Genomic DNA, 15,075 nt, shown 5'->3' with positions numbered 1-15,075 from the left:
GGTGGGGCCGGCGGGGGGTCAGTTCCGCTGCGCGGCGCGGACGTCGGACCAGGAGGTGGTCGACCAGGGGTGCCTGAGCTCTTCGAGGGAGGTGACCTCGTACGGCTTCAGGGTGTCGATGTCCTGGGCCTCGGTGTGCTTGGAGTAGGCGCTGTCGACGTAGCGGTGGCCCGTGTCGGCGGCGATGAACACGTGGGTGCGGGAGGTGTCCCTGCGGCGCTCCCAGTGGGCGGAGAGGTAGGCGGCGCCGGCCGACAGCCCGGCGAAGACCCCGCTGGTGCGCAGGAGTTCGACGGCGCCGGAGAGCGCGTGGTCGAAGTTGACCCAGTGGATCCGGTCGTACAGCTCGTGCCGGACGTTGCGGAACTCGATGGCGCTGCCGATCCCGGCGATGATCATGTCCGGGTCCGACACGTGCTCCGCGCCGAAGGTGACGCTGCCGAAGGGCTGCACGCCGACGAGCGTGACGTCCCGGCCCATCTCCCGCAGGTAGGTGCTGAGGGCGCCCGTGGAGGCGCCCGTGCCCACCCCGCCCACCAGGGTCAGGGGCCCCGCGGGGACCTCCCGGTGGATGGTCTGGGCCACGTCGCGGTAGCCGTGGTAGTGGATGCCGTCGTGGTACTGCTGCATCCAGTGGTACGAGGGGTTCTCCTCCAGGATCTCGGCGATGCGCCGCACCCTGAGCTCCTGGTCCAGGCGCAGGTCCTTCGACGGCCGGACCTGCTCCAGGGTGACGCCGAGGATCTCCAGTTGGGCGCGCAGGGTCCGGTCCACGGTGGTGGACCCCACGATGTGGCACTTCAGTCCGTAGCGGTGGCAGGCGAGCGCCAGGGCGTGCGCGTAGATGCCGCTGGAGCTGTCGACGAGCGTGTCGCCGGGCCGGACGGTGCCCGTCTCCAGGAGGTGCCGCACCGCTCCGAGGGCCGAGTAGATCTTCATCGTCTCGAACCGCACGCAGACCAGGTCGGGCTGGAGGCATATGAGGTCCGGCTCTTTGATCGCTTCTGCTATGTGTGCGTACATACCTGTCTTCCCGTCAGGCGGCCGTGCCGCGAAGCGTCGTGGGCGGGCAGGTCCGGACGCCGCCCCGGCACCGGGGCCGGTGTCCGCGGTGGTACCGGCGCCGGTTTCCGCGGCGGAGCGGGGCCGCCGGTCGCGGGCCGTCCGGCCGGCCTCCCCGGGCCCGCGGGGGCCGGGTGGAGGCGCGGGGGGCCGCCCGCCGTGCGGGGGCGTCCGGCGCGGGTGCGGACCGGGCGCGGGCCCGTCCGCCGCGAGGACCCCGTCCGCCGCGGGCACGGTCGGAAGGGTCCGGCGGGGCACCCGCGCCCCCGCGTCGGCGGGGGTGCCGGGAACGGCCGTCGTGCGGCCTCGGCTCCGCTCGCCCATGCTTCCTCCTCGTGCCGGATGTCGGTGGGATCGGCCGTGAGCATCACAGTAATTGAAAATGATTGTCAAGTTGGGTTCCATGGCGCCGCCGGGCGCGGGAGCCACCCCCAAGGGGGCGCTCGACCCGAAGTCGCCCCACCGGGAAGCCTCTTGCCCTCCACGTCGGACTCAGATAAAAATGATTATCACCTTCGCGGTGCGTTCGGTAGAGGGAAGCCCGCGAAGCCCTCCCGGTGGGCCGGGCGCGCCCGGTCCTGCCCACCGCCGGGGGCGACCGGCAGGGTGCGGCCGTTTCACCGCCCCTGCCGGCGCCCTCCCGGGCGCCACCGCTCCGAAGCCCGCACGACCCGGGCCCCTTGCCCGGGCGTCAACGGCGGGCACGGCGAGCGCGATGGTCCTGGCGGGTGCGGCGGGTGTGGTTGCTGCGGCGAACGCGGTGATGACGGTCACGGGCCGGAGCGTGCACCGCGCTGCCGGGCGCGGGCCGGCACCCGGGCCGCGACGCGAGCCACGAGACGGCCGTCACGCGGTCCGTGCGCGGGCCGGGGTGAGGACGGTTGCCGCCGCGCGGTCCCCGTACGTAGCGATTCGAAGCACCCCGGCCCTCCGGGAAGCACCGGGAAGCACCGGGAAGCACCGGCGGAGGCTCCTGGAAGGGAACGCGGCGGCGTTCGTGACCGCGTGGCACAGCGGCCTCCGCGGCCGCATGGCACGGCGGGGTCCTGCGGCAGGGGCGGGACGACGCGAAGCCCGTACCCGCCCNGCGCTCACCCCCGCCCGGCGCCCACCGGTTTGACGGCGCGGGCGATGACCGTGGTCTCCACGCTCTCGACGCCCAGCGGGCCGAGGACGCCCGTGGTGAAGTCGTACAGGGCCCGCAGGTCGCGGCAGTACACGGCGGCGACGAGGTTGCACGCGCCGGTGGTCGCGGCGACCGCGTGGGTGAGGGGGTGGGCGGCCAGGGCCTCGCCCGCCTCGTGCAGCCGCGCGGGCGGAACCCGCATCCACAGGTTCGCGTCGACCGTCAGGCCGAGGAGCCCGGGACGCACCCGGACCAGGGTGCGCACCTGTCCTCCGGCCGCGAGCCGACGCATCCGGCGCCGGACCGTCGTCTCCGGGACCCCCGCCAGGTGCCCCAGCTCCGCGAAGCCGAGCCGGGCGTTCCGGTCGAGGACGGCGAGCAGCCGCCGGTCCACGGCGTCGGGCACACCGTCCTCGGCCTCCGTGGACCGCACGAACTCCGCGCCACCTCCGCCCCCTTCCGCCTCCTCCGCCCCCGACGGGAGCAGCGCGGCGGTCTCCTCCGGGGTGAGCACGTCGGCCCGCCACTGCCGCGCGTCGGCGAACACGCGCAGGACGCTGTGGGCCGACACGGAGGTGATCGCCGCGGTGGCCGGGACCTGCCGGTACAGCAGGCGGCCCTGGTCGGCGTCGTCTCCGAGGAGCAGCACGCTGATCTCCTCGCCGCCGGTCACCAGGTCCACGGACAGGACGTCCGGCCGCGCGGCGAACGCCTCCGCGACCGCCTCCGCCCTGCCCCGTACGACCCGCACCCGCAGCGCCGTCGCCCCCACGACCTCCTCGGGCGGCGCCAGGCGCACGACGGAGACGGCCCCCGCGTCCCGCATCCGCGCCAGGCGGCGGGCGACCGTACGCGCCGAGACCCCGAGCGCCCCGGCGACGCGGGACGCCTCCGCCCGCCCGTCGACCTGGAGGGCGCCGACGATGCGCCGGTCCAGCCGGTCGAACGTGATGGCGCCATCCGCCACTGCCGCGCCCCTCCTGACCGATGTCCGCCGCTTCCCCCCGCCGCCCGGCGGCCTGGGGCACCGGTCACGGTACCCCTGTGCCGAAGGCCGCACGCGAGCGGCCGGCGACCTGCGACGAGAGGGAACGGAACCATGGCGACGACGGTGACGGAGGACTACGCGAGGCTGCTGCCGCAGCTCGTCGAGGCCGTACGGGAGGCCGGTGAGCTCGCCGATTCGGCGCACCGCGACCGGCCGGACGGCGGCACGACCGTCGAGGAGATGATGACCGCCTTCGCGGCCGTGGACGGGCCCGTGAGCGGCCTGCTGCGCGACCGCACGCGGATGCTGCGCCCGGAGGCCCGCTGGGCGGAGGGCGAGGTCGGCACCCGCGTGGCCGACACGGGCGAGTGGTGGGTGTGCGACGCGGTCGACGGCGCCGTGCACTACCTCCAGGGGCTTCCGTACTGGAGCGTGACGTCGACGCTCGTCAGCGGCGGCAGGCCGGTGCTGAGCGTGGTCTGGGCCCCGCGGCTCGACCTCCTCTACACGGCGGTGCGGGGCGGGGGCGCCCGGCTCGACGGCCGGCCCGTGGCCCCCTCCCGCAAGGTCCTCTCGGCCGCGCTGGCCACGACGAGCCAGCCGCCGTGGAACACCGAACCCGAGCGGGCCGGAACGTCGCTGACCGCGATGCTGCGCCGCACCCTCGCCGTCCGCAACCTCGGCCCGACCTCCCTGCAGATCGCCCAGGTCGGCTCGGGGCACGTGGACGTCTTCTGGGAGTTCGGCCGGGACGCCTCCAACCTGCTCCCCGGCTCCCTCGTCGCCGCCGAGGCGGGCGCCCTGGTCACCGACGCGACGGGCCGCGAGTGGACCCCGGACGCGACGAGCTTCGTGGCCGCCGCCCCCAGCCTGCACGGCGAGGTCCTCGACGCACTCGCCGCCAGCGCGGCCGGCACCTGCTGACGGCGGCCGGTACCTGCTGACGGCGGGCGGGCCCGGCCGGGCGGTCAGGCCGCCGTGCGCCCGTGCCGGGCGGCGGGCGGGCCGGGCGTTCAGACCGGGTCGGCCCCGGCCCGGGGGCCGTCGCGCACTCGGCCCAGACCGTCCTCCCACCCCGGGACCCGGCCGTGGAACACCGCGTTCGCGGCGAGTTCGGCGACGACCAAGGCGACGGCGTCGTGCGCCCCGGTGCCGGGCGGGTGGCCCCACTCGGCCAACCGCCGTGCGGCGAGCAGCCGGGTGAGGCGCGCACCACGGCGGGTGGCGGAGAAGCGTTGCGCAACCGGCCGGTCCCGGGCGGTGTTCTGTGTACGAGGGGCTTGCATGGCGGCCACCCTCCCCGGGGGCGGGGAGCCGTCGGCAGGTCCGACACCGATACAGATCACGCTGTACGGGCTCACGCACTGGACCGGGTCGGTCGCTGGGCGTGACGATGAGTGCGCCGGGCGTGGCGCAGCGCGCCCGTCACACGGTACGGGCCGCGTCCGGGCCCGGCTCGGACGCGGCCCGACGGCACGAGGGCACCAGGGGAAGGCGGCTGCGATGGCGGTGGACAACGGCGGCGGGACGGGTGAAGGCACCGGCCAGGGTGGGGGCGGAGGTACCGGCCCAGACGGAGGCGGGGAGAGGAACACCGGCCCAGGCGGGAGCGGGGGCATCGGCCCGGGCGGAGGCGGGAGTTGCGAACCGGAGCTCTCGGAGAGCCTGAGGACGTTCGGCGCGGTGCTCAAGGCCCTGCGTGAGGAGGCCCGCCTGACACAGGAGCAGTTCGCGCCGCTGGTGCGGTACTCGGTCGCGTACGTCGCCAAGATCGAACAGGGCAAGCGCTTTCCGCCGAGGGACCTGCTGGACCGCTCGGAGGAGGTCCTGGGACCGGTCGCCGGACGGGTCCTGGCCGCGGCGGCACGAAGCCTGACCCGCAAGGCGGGCCTGGCCTCCTGGTTCCGCCAGTGGGCGGGCATCGAGGAGGAGGCGATCTCGCTGTACGCGTACGAGTGCCGGGTGATCCCCGGACTGTTGCAGCCTGAGCCCTACATTCGGGTCCTCTTCGACCGGTACCTTCCTCCACTCACCGCGGAACAGTCCGAGCGGCAAGTGGCAGCGCGTCTAGCCAGGCAACAGCTCCTCGTCGAACGCCCCAATACAATGTTCAGCTTCGTCATCGAGCAAGCACTGCTGGAGCGTCGTATGGGAGAGGCCGCTGTGACGAAGGCCCTCCTCGACCACCTCATCGCAGTCGGCCGGTACCGCAACGTGGAACTCCAGGTCATGCCCCTGCTGCAAGAAGAGCACTCCGGCTTCGAAGGTGAGATGTACCTCGCCGAGCAGCCCGATCACCGCTGGGTGGGTTACACCGAAGGTCACGGGGCCAGCATGCTCATCAGTGACCCGAAAGCGGTAAGTCACATGCTCCAGCGCTATGGCAAGATGCGCTCGCAGGCTCTGAGCCACCAAGCCACGGCGGGTCTGCTGGAGCGGATGCGAGGAGCGCTATGAGCACCAGCGAACCCGATTGGTTCAAGAGCAGCTACAGCGGCGGTGGCGGTGACAACTGTATCGAGGTCGCCCTACGCCCCGACACCGTCCTCATCCGCGACTCCAAAGACACCCAAAGACACCCCCTCACCGTCTCTGCCGACGCCTGGTCGGCCTTCACCACCCTGGCAACCGACTCCCCCGCCTGAACCCCCGGTGGGACGGCGTCCGCGCTGTCCCACCGCACCTGCCACCAGTACCGCCCTCGGCTCGTCAGGCGCAGTGGCTCCGATCATCGGGACATGCGCTGCCCGAGACCTGTGCTCTTTCCCGTAGCACCGCGCCTCGCCGTTCACTCGCGTTCCGCCGATGAACCCCTGGTTCTACGCATCGAGCCCGTCGGTCTTCCGTCACAGGGAGCGGTGCATGCTCCATAGTTCACGCATCTCCTCTTGCGGGCATCCGAGTTCTCCGGCCTTGCGGATGAGGTCGGGTGCTTCCTCCGTCCGTCCGCGATCCGTGAGGAAACGGGCGAGGCCACCGGCCGCCCACGGGTCGCCGGCGGCGATCCCCGCACGCAGTTCGGCTTCCGCTTCCGCCTCCCTCCCGAGGTCTTCGAGGAGGTACGCGAAATTGAGGTGCGCGTTGGGTTCACCCGCTTCGATCGCCGCCCGGTACTCTCGCTCGGCTTCCCCGGACCTGCCCTGGTCCTTCAGCCAGTTGGCGTAGAGGAAATGGGCCGAGTCGTCCTCCTCGGCCGCCTCGCGGAACATCGTCTCGGCGCTGAGTCCGGGATGGTGTTCACCGAAGCGGGCGAGGTGAACAGCGCAGGCGAGCCGCGCCCCGTCCCGGTCCTCCTCGATCGCCGCGCGGGCATGTTCCCACGCCGCGTCCGCGTCACCGAGCTCCGTTTCCACACGGGAGAGGAGAGGCAGCAGATTCCGGTTTCCCTGCGCCACTCCCCGCCGTAGCCAGGGAAGGGCTTCGTCGTACCGTTCCGCGTCCAGGTACAGCCCGCCGAGGTTGCCGTAGGAAAGCTCGTCGCGGGCCTCCACCGCCCGCAGGAGCACCGCTTCCGCCTCGTCCAGTCTGTCGTCGTGCATCGACAGGAAGCAGCCGTAGTCGTTGAGCGCGCCGGGGATGCCCTCGTCCACCGCGACCCGGTACCACTCCTCGGCCTGCCTCTCGTACTCCTCGTCCCCGCTGACCGCCAGGACTTCGGCCAGGTAGAGCGCCACTCCCCCGGCGCCCGCCGCGGCACTCGCGCGCAGGACGTCGACCGCCTCCTGCTCCTCGTAGGCGTCCATCAGCATGTCCGCCAAGGCCAGGGCGGCACGGCCGTCCCCCTTCAGCGCGGCCCGGCGCAGCTCTTTCCTCTTCATCGTTCTTCTCCGCGCGAATCGTGTCCGGTCGACCAGGACGACCTGCGGGAAGGGGAGCGCCGCAAGAGGTGCCTCACGAGCAACCCCAGCCAGAACACCAGAAAGAGCACCGCGACGACCCTCGACCAGGGAGCGGTAGCACTACTGGCCGCTGTCCAACCGCAGAACACGATGTTCAAGCACATCCCGCCCGAACCGACGAAGGACTCGGCTCTCGGACTCCGTGACATCCCCACCNCCCCTGCCCTCCCGGGCTCCCCCGCGCCACTCCTGGCCCTGCTCGACATGAAAGCAGCCGTGCGGGCCGTCCGCCGCGCCCGGCGGACGAGAGGATCGTCCGGACGGTCATCATGGTGAACCGGGGAACGGCCCTGCCGTTCCGGGGTCCGTGTGAAGCGAACGGTGAGGGGAGCGGCAGATGCTGGGGGCCGTGACCGGCCTGCTCGACAGGGCCGTGGACGTGTTCACGGTGGTCGTGGGACTGGGCTGTACATGGCTGGGGTGCCGGGCCGTGGTCCGGCCACAGGGGCCGCACCGGCCACCGGCACCCGTCCGGGAGCCCGCGTGGGTGGTCCGCGTCTGGGGAATCGGCTTCGTCGTGCTGGGGATCTCCCTCGCCATCGAGACGGTCACCTTGATGGCCGGCGGGGAATCCGGCCGGGCGGGGGACGTGATCCGCTGGGTCGCCGGGCCGCTCGTGGTCGGTTCGATCGTGGCGGCGTTTACGGCCCGGTGGTGGGAACGCCACCGGAACCGAACCCCGAAGGGCGAGCGGCGAGCGTGAGGCGACCCGTCCTTTGGCACGAGGCCGCGCTGGTCTCTTCGGCCTGCTGGGCGGCCTGCGGCCTGGCGTACGCGGCGAGCACGGCCCTCGACGAGGATGCGCAACCGTCCGTTGCCTTCCTCGTCGGTGTCTGGCTCGTGCAGTGGTTCTGGGCGCGGTACCGCTACTGGCCGGCGGGGATCGCGGCCGGTCTCGCAGGGGTTGCCGTGCTGTTCGGGCTCGTCGACGTCCTGCGTCCGGAGCTGGGCCGGTATGGGGCGGACGCCCTGGCCACGGGTGTGGCGGCGACCGTCTCCGCAGCCGTGCTCACCCTGTTGAGCCGCGTCGGAGGGGGCCGTCGTGCCGCCGTACGGTGACCCGTGTGTGAGCCGCCGCGTCGGCCTGCCGTCGGCGGTTCGGGCCGTCAGTGGTTCCTGCCGTCAGCGGTTCCGGCCGCCTCCGGGATCTCGTAGGCTCCGGTCGGCACGGCGATGTACGTCCTGGTCAGGCGCGGCTTTTCCTCCCCGCTCGTGGCCTCGTCTCGTTCGTCACGGGACTCACCGTGCTCAACCGTGATCACCGGTACCCGTCGCATCCGACTCGTCCCCCTCGACCACAGGAGACTTCCGCCCGCATGATCTGGCACTGGGTCGGTCTGGCCTTCTTCTCGATCACTCTGCTCCCGGCCGGGGCGGCGATGGTCGCCGGCCGCGTGCCGGAGCGCCTGCGCCCCCGGCTTGCCCCGGTGCGGCCGCGCGGCTGGGCCGTCCTCGCGCTGTACGCCGCCGCGCCTCTCAACGCGATCCCCCGTCTGGCCGACGCCTCGCCGACGATCGTCTCGGCCGCCACCGCCGCCGCGGGCCTCGCCGCCGCGACCGGGTGCGCGGTCGCGGTCGTCGCCTCGTCCCGCGCGGCAAGGGCCGCGTCGTGACGAGGGGGCGGTCCTGGCGGCGTGGAATCGGGTCGGTCGGCCTCTGGTGGATCACGCTCGCACTCGCCCTCTGGCTGCTGGGTCGCGCCACCGGTCAGCCCACGGACCTGCTGCGCTGCGCCGCCTCCGCGGCCCTGCTGGTCGCGGTGGGGGAACTCGGCGACTGGCTGCGCCGACGCCGGCGCGCACGCCGTATCACCACCGAGATGCAACCCTGACGCCGCCGGGGTGTCCAGGTGGGGTCGCGGGAGGGGCGGGCCATGTGCGGCCCTAAGCCCACTGCGGGCCGAGAACCGGTCGCGGTGGGTGGCAGCCGGGTGTCGCCCCGGCGCGGCCGGTCCCAGCCGGGAGGGGCCAACGCGAAGTCGCGGGCGAAGCGGGAGGAATCCGCCCCGCGCTTCTCCCGACCCTGGGCGCGCGACTCCCGTACGGCTCGGCGGCGACCGCCCGGGGCGGACGGACTCCGCACGCGCCGGGTGCTGCGGTGTGCGCGCCGGGTACGGGGTGTCGCGCGTGTGCCCCGACCCCGTCGCGGCCGGGCGTCCCCGCGGGCCGCGCGTCCGCCCCTGCGGGTCCGGCAGCAGCGCGGGGAGCGGTGACCGGTCGAGGGGCCGCCGGGCGGAGGGGCCCGGGCGGTACCCGGCAGCCCGTACCCCGGCCCGAACAGGACATGTCGGATTACCCCGCACGTAGTTCTCCCGCCGGCGCGGCGGCCTGACCAGTCGCCGCACATGGGGGCGTCAGAGGTCTCGTGGGGCCTATGGGGCCGGTGGTATAACGATGCCCCCCCACCCATCCGTCCCCCCAGTCGGGCCCCTCCACGACGACAGGACGACTTGGTCATGCGCCAGTTCCCCCTCCCACGCCCCCGGGCCACGCACCGCACCGCGGGCAGAGTCCTCACGGCGGTCGCGCTGCTCGCCGGTCTCGGACCGGCGCCGAGCGCGTACGCCGCCGACAACCCGTACGAGCGCGGCCCCGCACCGACCGAAGCCTCCATCGAGGCGGAGCGCGGCCCGTACGCCGTGTCCCAGACGACCGTCCCGCGTGACTCCGTCACCGGCTTCGGCGGAGGGACGGTCTACTACCCGACGACCACCGGCGACGGGACGTTCGGCGCCGTCAGCGTGTGCCCGGGGTACATGGGCACCCAGTCGTCGATAGCCTGGCTGGGCCCGCGGCTCGCCTCGCAGGGGTTCGCCGTGTTCGTCATCGACACGATCACGCCACAGGACCAGCCCGACAGCCGCGGCCGTCAGCTCCTGGCCGCGCTCGACCACCTGACGCGCGACAGCTCCCTGCGGACCCGGGTGGACAGCACCCGTCTCGGCGTGATGGGCCATTCCATGGGCGGCGGGGGCAGCCTGGCGGCGGCGAAGTCCCGCCCGTCCCTCCAGGCCGCCGTCCCCCTCATGCCCTGGCACCAGGACAAGACCTGGCCGGAACTCCGTACACCGACGATGATCTTCGGCGCGGAGAACGACAACATCGCTCCGGTGGCCAGCCACGCGGAGCCGTTCTACGGCAGCCTGCCGTCCTCGCTGGACCGGGCGTACCTGGAGATGAACAACGCCACGCACAACGCCCCGTTGTCCTCGAACACGACGATCGCGAAGTACAGCACCGCGTGGTTGAAGCGGTTCATCGACGACGACACCCGCTACGAGCAGTTCCTGTGCCCGCTGCCGCAGCCCAGCGCGACGATCGAGGAGTACCGGGGCAACTGCCCCCACACCTCCTGACCGCGGGCCCGTCCGCCGCCCCGTCGCGGAGACGCCGACGGGGCGGCGGGCGGGCCGGCCCGCCCTCCCGGGTCCCGCCCGGCCGGCCGCGGTATCGCCCGGCCCGTACCGACTACGGGTCCACCCACTCACCGGCCCGGCGGGTTCCGCCACACCCGGCCCGGCGAGGCGGGTCGCTGCCGTCGTGGACGCCGCCCCAGTCCCTCCACGCCCGGTCTGGCGGCCCGCGCCCGCCGGCAGTGCCCGCCGAGTCCGGCGCGGTGAGCGAGTCCCGCGCAGGGTTCGCGTGCACCCGCCGGACACCTGGGGCGCGCACGGCGCACGCGGATTCCTCGCGGAGCCGTCCGGCCGGGGTTCGGAGGCTCCCGGGTCCGTGCAGCGAAGCCCCGGGTTCACCGCGCCGGGGCGCCGCCGCCCGCGCACCACCCCTGGAGCGACCGTCGCGGGCCGGACCTTCCGAGGGCCCGGCGCCCGCTGGCTCGCCGTAGCAGACGCGGTCGAGGAGGAACCCCCCTGGTCACCATCGCGCCCGGTCCGCCCGGCGTGGTTGCCGCGCCGGGCGGGGCACGCACCCGCCTCCATCGGACACGCGCTGAGCCCGGCAGGGTGATCGGGTACCGCTTCCCGCAAATCCCTCCCCCTTGGCGTCGCTTCCCCGAGCACCCCGGGTCTCGGTCTCCGGGTGACCCCGACCCCGGCCGCGGGGAAGCCTCAGTCGAAGCGCGGCCCGCGCCCCGGCACGGCGGCCCCCTATGGGAGCCGGTCGCCGTTCCCATTGCCCTCGAACAGTTCCCGGGTGCGGCGCAGCAGTTCCTCCCGTACGGGGTCCGGGGACAGGACCCGTAGGGGGGTGCCCAGGCCGAGGAGGTACGTGACGAGCTGGTCGACGTCGTTGCCGCCGATCTCGACGACGGTCGCGTCGGGGCCGTCCGGGCGGTGGGTGCCGATCGTCGGCGGGACGAGCTTCAGCGCCCGGTCCACGGGGTGCGGGAGCAGGATCGTCGTGTAGAGCGGGTACACGACGCCGGCGATGCCCTGGGAGACGAGGAGGGCCGGGTCGGGCGGGTCGACGAGTTCGACCGGGTGCCCGGTGGGCCGTACCCGCACCACGCGGTCGGCCCGGAACGTCCGCCACTGGCCGCGCGCCACGTCCCGGGCGACGAAGTACCAGCGCAGGCCCGTGTGCACCAGACGGTAGGGGTCGACGTCCCGGACGGTGTCCTTCCCCGCGTGGTCCCGGTACGACAGGCGGGTGCGCTCGCCGCGGCGGCAGGCGGCGGCCAGTTCCGGCAGCACGCCGGGCGGGATCATCCGGTGGCCCTCGGGCCGAGGCGTGTGGACGAAGGTGGAATCCATCTCGCCCAGCCGCTCCGCGATCCGGGACGGCAGGACCTGCCGCAGTTTCAGCAGCGCCGACAGCGCGGCCTGGTCGCCGCCCAGGACGCCGCTGAGCGCGGCCTCGCGCAGGGCGACGGCCACGGCGAGCGCCTCCTCGTCGTCGAGGCTCAGCGGTGGCACCCGGGTCCCGCCGCCGAGGCGGTAGCCGCCCCACGGGCCGGGGTCGGACTCGATGCCGTAGCCGAGTTCCCGCAGCCTGGCGACGTCCCGCCGGATCGTGCGGTCGGTGACCGCCATCCGTTCGGCCAGCTCGCGGCAGGTCCACACCGGCCGTGCGGACAGCAGCGAGACCAGGCGCAGCAGGCGGGCGGAGGTGCTGGTCACATCCCGGATTGTTCACCATGACCAGGACCGGAACTGTCCTGGTCCCGTCGTAGCGTCCCGCCCATGAGCACCGAACCCGCATCCGCGCCCGCATCCGCATCCGCATCCGCATCCGCATCCACGTCCGTACCCGCGCCCGTGTCCGCACCCGCGATCCGCCTGCTGTCCGTCGACTTCGACTGCCCGAACCCGATCGAACTGGCCCGCTTCTACGGCGAGGCGCTCGACCTGCCCGTCATCTACTCCAGCGACGACTTCGTCCTCCTCGGCCGCGACGGCTCACCCGGGCTGGGCTTCATCCGGGTGGCCGACTACCGGCGCCCGACCTGGCCCGACCCCTCCCAGGGCAAGCAGGCGCACATGGAACTGGGCGTCGACGACCTGGAGGCCGCGCACGCCCGGATGCTGGCCCTCGGCGCCACGGAACCGGCAACCCAGCCGCACCCCGAGGAGCGCAGGGTCCTGCTGGACCCCGCGGGCCACCCGTTCTGCCTCTCCACGGGAAGCTGACCGCCGCCGACCGGCGACCCCACCCCACCGTGCGCCCGCACGGGACGACGACCTCGCCGCCGTTCCCGTACAGGTCGAACGGACGGGCCGCGTGGCTCCGCGAGCCGCGCGGCCCGCCCAGTCGGTCGCCCGGTCGGCCGGGGACGCCGCCGACCCGGATCCGGCACATCGCCTCGTACTCGGGACTGTGCGCCGGACTTGGTACGCCGCCCTGGACTCGGTACGTCGACCCGAACGCGGGGATGCCTGCCGGATCCGGGGATGTGTGCCAGGCCCGGGTCGGCGGGCCGACACCATCACGGGCTCGCCCACCATAAGTTCACCCAACGCAGCCCCGCCCCCCTGCAGGCCACCCCGTGCCACTTCGACGCCGGTGGTGATCTTGGCGATCTGGTCCCTCACCTTCGCCGTGCCGTCGGTCGGGCGGCCCGCGCCGTACTCGTATCCGGTCTTCAGTGGTGGTATATGGGTGGGCGGATGATTTGTCGTCACCTGGAAGTGAGGCATGACGGCATCCCGGCCAACCGGCGGCCAGGGTGTGCTCGGCTGATCGTCATGAGCGAGCGTAAGCCCTGCAAGACCGACCTGCCCCATGGGCAGTGGTGCACAGGTCGAACAGGAGGTCGCGGCCCGTCCCGGCGCTTGTCCCGGGACGGGCCTTGCTCAGCGAGTGAAAGCGTCCTCATTATGCCGAGTAAGGCGCGCTCACTTGTTCACCTGCTGTGGGCGATCCGTAGGGCAGCTCCTACGGTCGTGAGTACTACACCCAGAATGAGGATGGGGAAGCCAGAGCCCGGAAGGACGTACATGAGGGCTCCGGCCACGATGGCCACAGCACCGACCGACATCAGCGCGACGCCGGCAGAGGACTTGGACACACGGGTCTCCTATTGATCCGAAATGCTTGGGTTCAGGCTGATTGACTGTATGTGAGTGATCTGGTGGGGGACGCGCGGACTAGTCGCCGGACGTGCAGAAAACCGCGCGGTTGCTGGCGGTGTCCGCGCCGGTGGAGGGCCGGGACCGGGCGAAGGTCGTGGCCTTGTTCAGGGGGTCGGTCAGGGCCGTGGACGGGCCTCGACCCGGAATCCTGGACACGGACACGGGGGTAGGACCCGGTAGGCTGCTTCACCTGGAAACTGCCTCCGAAAGGAGCGGGAACAAGTACCTCAGCAATCTTCATTCTCGCTGACCAGAGGCACTTTTCGCTTACCTGACCGCCTGTCGGACAGCCCACTTCAGGAAAGCACGACGTTAGAACCGTGCTCTACCTGGACGCCCCGCACCCCGTTGCCGATGCCGCTCCGGAGTTGTGGGCAGCTGAGCCGGGGTGGTCCCGCCGCCCGTGATCGCGCTGCCGGGTCCGGTGCTGCACACGAGGTCGGCCCACTCCGGGTAGCCCTGGCAGGCGCCGGTGCCGGTCGCGGACCAGTGGGTGGTGACCCGGGTCGCTGCGTCGGTGCCGGTGGCGCCGGGCAGCGGCTGCTTCACGACGTGGCCCTGGGCGTTGTACTGCATGGTGGTCAAGGCCAGACCGGCCGAGTCCTGGATCGTCTTCGTCGGCAGGCACCTTGGCCCAGTCGATAATGGTCTGGTCGAACTGCCGGAGCGGCCACCGTCCACCGCTACGAGCGCCCGCCCCGCGACCTGCAGAACTACGTCCCGGATCGCGCGGCGGGCCTCTGACCGGAGCGGCTCAGGGGGTGGGGGTGCCCTTGATGAGCCGCTTCAGGGACGGGAGCAGCGCGTCCAGACCCTGGTCGGTACGGAAGGCGATCACGGTGGTGCCGCCGTCGGTTCCCGAGCACGCCGGGAACAGGGCGAGCACCTCGCACATCGCCTCGTCGATCGGGTCCGCGGACTCGCCCCGCAGCCAGTGTCGCAGCACGTGGTTGTGGGGCCGCGACGACGAAGGCCGCCATCAGCTCGGCGCGCAGCGAGACGGAGGCGGTCGGGGGCGCCCATCCACTCTGCGATGAACTCCCGGAACAGCCGCTGATAGCGCGCCACACTGGCGATCTTCCGGTCCCACAGGGCGGCCACCTTGCTGGTGAGCACGTATCGTCTGCGGACCAGCTCGCCTTCGCCGAGGTAGTGCAGCAGCACCAGCCGTACCGCGTCCGGCACGGCCACCAGGGCGGTGCCGTGGCTGAGGTCGCCAGCCGATCCCTGATGAGTTCGAGCAGCCGGTCGTGGTCGGGGAAGATGATCGCTTCCTTGGACCGGTAGTTCCGGGAGAACGTCGTACGTCCGATGCCGGCGTGTTCGACGATGTCGTCGGTGGTTGTCTGCTCGTAGCCGCGCTCGTCGAACGGCGCGAAGGCCGCTTCGGCGAGTCGGAATCGTGCGATGAGGCGTGTGGGTGCCTTGCTCATGACCACCCGTCCTCGTCCCCCGCCCCNCNCNCNNNCCG

16 protein-coding genes and 3 pseudogenes are annotated in these 15,075 nt (G+C 72.8%); 10 read left to right on the top strand and 9 right to left on the bottom strand.

The window, feature by feature from the left end:
- Positions 1–18: 18 nt before the first annotated feature.
- Both MW084_RS16780 and MW084_RS16775 read right to left on the bottom strand, forming a co-directional pair.
- On the bottom strand, positions 19–1,023 hold the full coding sequence (locus MW084_RS16780) for a pyridoxal-phosphate dependent enzyme (RefSeq protein WP_275563657.1): 1,005 nt from the start codon (positions 1,021–1,023) through the stop codon (positions 19–21).
- Between the two features lie 1,130 nt (positions 1,024–2,153).
- On the bottom strand, positions 2,154–3,155 hold the full coding sequence (locus MW084_RS16775; RefSeq protein WP_010472528.1) for an Lrp/AsnC family transcriptional regulator: 1,002 nt from the start codon (positions 3,153–3,155) through the stop codon (positions 2,154–2,156).
- Positions 3,156–3,287: 132 nt separating this feature from the next.
- Between MW084_RS16775 and MW084_RS16770 the strand changes: the two genes are divergently transcribed.
- A complete protein-coding gene (locus MW084_RS16770) occupies positions 3,288–4,100 on the top strand; it encodes an inositol monophosphatase family protein (RefSeq protein WP_010472527.1) in 813 nt (270 codons plus the stop codon).
- 89 nt (positions 4,101–4,189) lie between these two features.
- On the opposite strand, the gene MW084_RS16765 is transcribed toward MW084_RS16770, so the two are convergent.
- Positions 4,190–4,462 carry a hypothetical protein gene (locus MW084_RS16765; protein ID WP_420833745.1) on the bottom strand — a complete coding sequence of 91 codons (273 nt, stop codon included), beginning with the start codon at positions 4,460–4,462 and terminating at the stop codon, positions 4,190–4,192.
- Between the two features lie 397 nt (positions 4,463–4,859).
- Here MW084_RS16765 and MW084_RS16760 point away from each other — a divergent pair, with 397 nt between their 5' ends.
- Both MW084_RS16760 and MW084_RS16755 read left to right on the top strand, forming a co-directional pair.
- Complete coding sequence (locus MW084_RS16760) at positions 4,860–5,633, top strand: helix-turn-helix domain-containing protein (protein WP_010472525.1); 774 nt, start codon at positions 4,860–4,862, stop codon at positions 5,631–5,633.
- Positions 5,630–5,821, top strand: coding sequence for a DUF397 domain-containing protein (locus MW084_RS16755; protein ID WP_010472524.1), 192 nt, complete (start codon positions 5,630–5,632; stop codon positions 5,819–5,821). Before MW084_RS16760 ends, MW084_RS16755 begins: the two co-directional genes overlap by 4 nt.
- 201 nt (positions 5,822–6,022) lie before the next feature.
- On the opposite strand, the gene MW084_RS16750 is transcribed toward MW084_RS16755, so the two are convergent.
- Complete coding sequence (locus tag MW084_RS16750; protein WP_010472523.1) at positions 6,023–6,994, bottom strand: tetratricopeptide repeat protein; 972 nt, start codon at positions 6,992–6,994, stop codon at positions 6,023–6,025.
- Positions 6,995–7,412: 418 nt separating this feature from the next.
- On the opposite strand from MW084_RS16750, the gene MW084_RS16745 reads away from it, so the two are divergent.
- The 5 genes from MW084_RS16745 to bdeA all read left to right on the top strand — a co-directional run bounded on the left by MW084_RS16745 (position 7,413) and on the right by bdeA (position 10,430).
- Positions 7,413–7,778, top strand: a complete 366-nt coding sequence (locus MW084_RS16745) for a hypothetical protein (RefSeq protein WP_010472522.1) — start codon at positions 7,413–7,415, stop codon at positions 7,776–7,778.
- Positions 7,775–8,134, top strand: a complete 360-nt coding sequence (locus tag MW084_RS16740) for a hypothetical protein (RefSeq protein ID WP_010472520.1) — start codon at positions 7,775–7,777, stop codon at positions 8,132–8,134. The genes MW084_RS16745 and MW084_RS16740 overlap by 4 nt, the downstream gene beginning before the upstream one ends.
- Before the next feature lie 257 nt (positions 8,135–8,391).
- Positions 8,392–8,688: a hypothetical protein gene (locus tag MW084_RS16735; RefSeq protein ID WP_010472518.1), complete on the top strand. Its 297-nt coding sequence runs from the start codon at positions 8,392–8,394 to the stop codon at positions 8,686–8,688.
- Positions 8,685–8,906 carry a hypothetical protein gene (locus MW084_RS16730; RefSeq protein WP_010472517.1) on the top strand — a complete coding sequence of 74 codons (222 nt, stop codon included), beginning with the start codon at positions 8,685–8,687 and terminating at the stop codon, positions 8,904–8,906. Before MW084_RS16735 ends, MW084_RS16730 begins: the two co-directional genes overlap by 4 nt.
- A gap of 624 nt (positions 8,907–9,530) precedes the next feature.
- Positions 9,531–10,430 (top strand): bis(hydroxyethyl) terephthalate hydrolase, encoded by a 900-nt coding sequence (gene bdeA, locus MW084_RS16725; protein ID WP_010472515.1) that lies wholly within the window; start codon positions 9,531–9,533, stop codon positions 10,428–10,430.
- A 750-nt stretch (positions 10,431–11,180) separates the two neighbouring features.
- Here bdeA and MW084_RS16720 read toward each other — a convergent pair.
- Positions 11,181–12,152 (bottom strand): helix-turn-helix transcriptional regulator, encoded by a 972-nt coding sequence (locus MW084_RS16720; protein WP_010472513.1) that lies wholly within the window; start codon positions 12,150–12,152, stop codon positions 11,181–11,183.
- A gap of 138 nt (positions 12,153–12,290) precedes the next feature.
- Here MW084_RS16720 and MW084_RS16715 point away from each other — a divergent pair, with 138 nt between their 5' ends.
- On the top strand, positions 12,291–12,662 hold the full coding sequence (locus MW084_RS16715) for a VOC family protein (RefSeq protein WP_010472511.1): 372 nt from the start codon (positions 12,291–12,293) through the stop codon (positions 12,660–12,662).
- Positions 12,663–13,619: 957 nt separating this feature from the next.
- Here the strand turns inward: MW084_RS16715 and MW084_RS16710 are convergent.
- Both MW084_RS16710 and MW084_RS16705 read right to left on the bottom strand, forming a co-directional pair.
- A complete protein-coding gene (locus MW084_RS16710; protein ID WP_158684344.1) occupies positions 13,620–13,760 on the bottom strand; it encodes a hypothetical protein in 141 nt (46 codons plus the stop codon).
- A 210-nt stretch (positions 13,761–13,970) separates the two neighbouring features.
- Positions 13,971–14,256, bottom strand: a pseudogene (locus tag MW084_RS16705) (hypothetical protein); the annotation flags it as partial.
- On the opposite strand from MW084_RS16705, the pseudogene MW084_RS24615 reads away from it, so the two are divergent.
- Positions 14,254–14,348: pseudogene (locus MW084_RS24615) on the top strand (polyphosphate kinase 2); the annotation flags it as partial. The pseudogenes MW084_RS16705 and MW084_RS24615 overlap by 3 nt on opposite strands.
- A 10-nt stretch (positions 14,349–14,358) precedes the next feature.
- Here the strand turns inward: MW084_RS24615 and MW084_RS24745 are convergent.
- Positions 14,359–14,550 carry a hypothetical protein gene (locus tag MW084_RS24745; RefSeq protein ID WP_029553639.1) on the bottom strand — a complete coding sequence of 64 codons (192 nt, stop codon included), beginning with the start codon at positions 14,548–14,550 and terminating at the stop codon, positions 14,359–14,361.
- Positions 14,551–14,926: 376 nt separating this feature from the next.
- A pseudogene (locus tag MW084_RS24740) lies at positions 14,927–15,037 on the bottom strand (hypothetical protein); the annotation flags it as partial.
- Positions 15,038–15,075 lie beyond the last annotated feature (38 nt).

This window comes from Streptomyces sudanensis, from assembly GCF_023614315.1.
In the GTDB taxonomy this organism is placed as follows: domain Bacteria; phylum Actinomycetota; class Actinomycetes; order Streptomycetales; family Streptomycetaceae; genus Streptomyces; species Streptomyces sudanensis.
The sequence above is the reverse complement of the archived record's forward strand: the minus strand, read 5'-3'. Positions and strand labels throughout refer to the sequence as shown.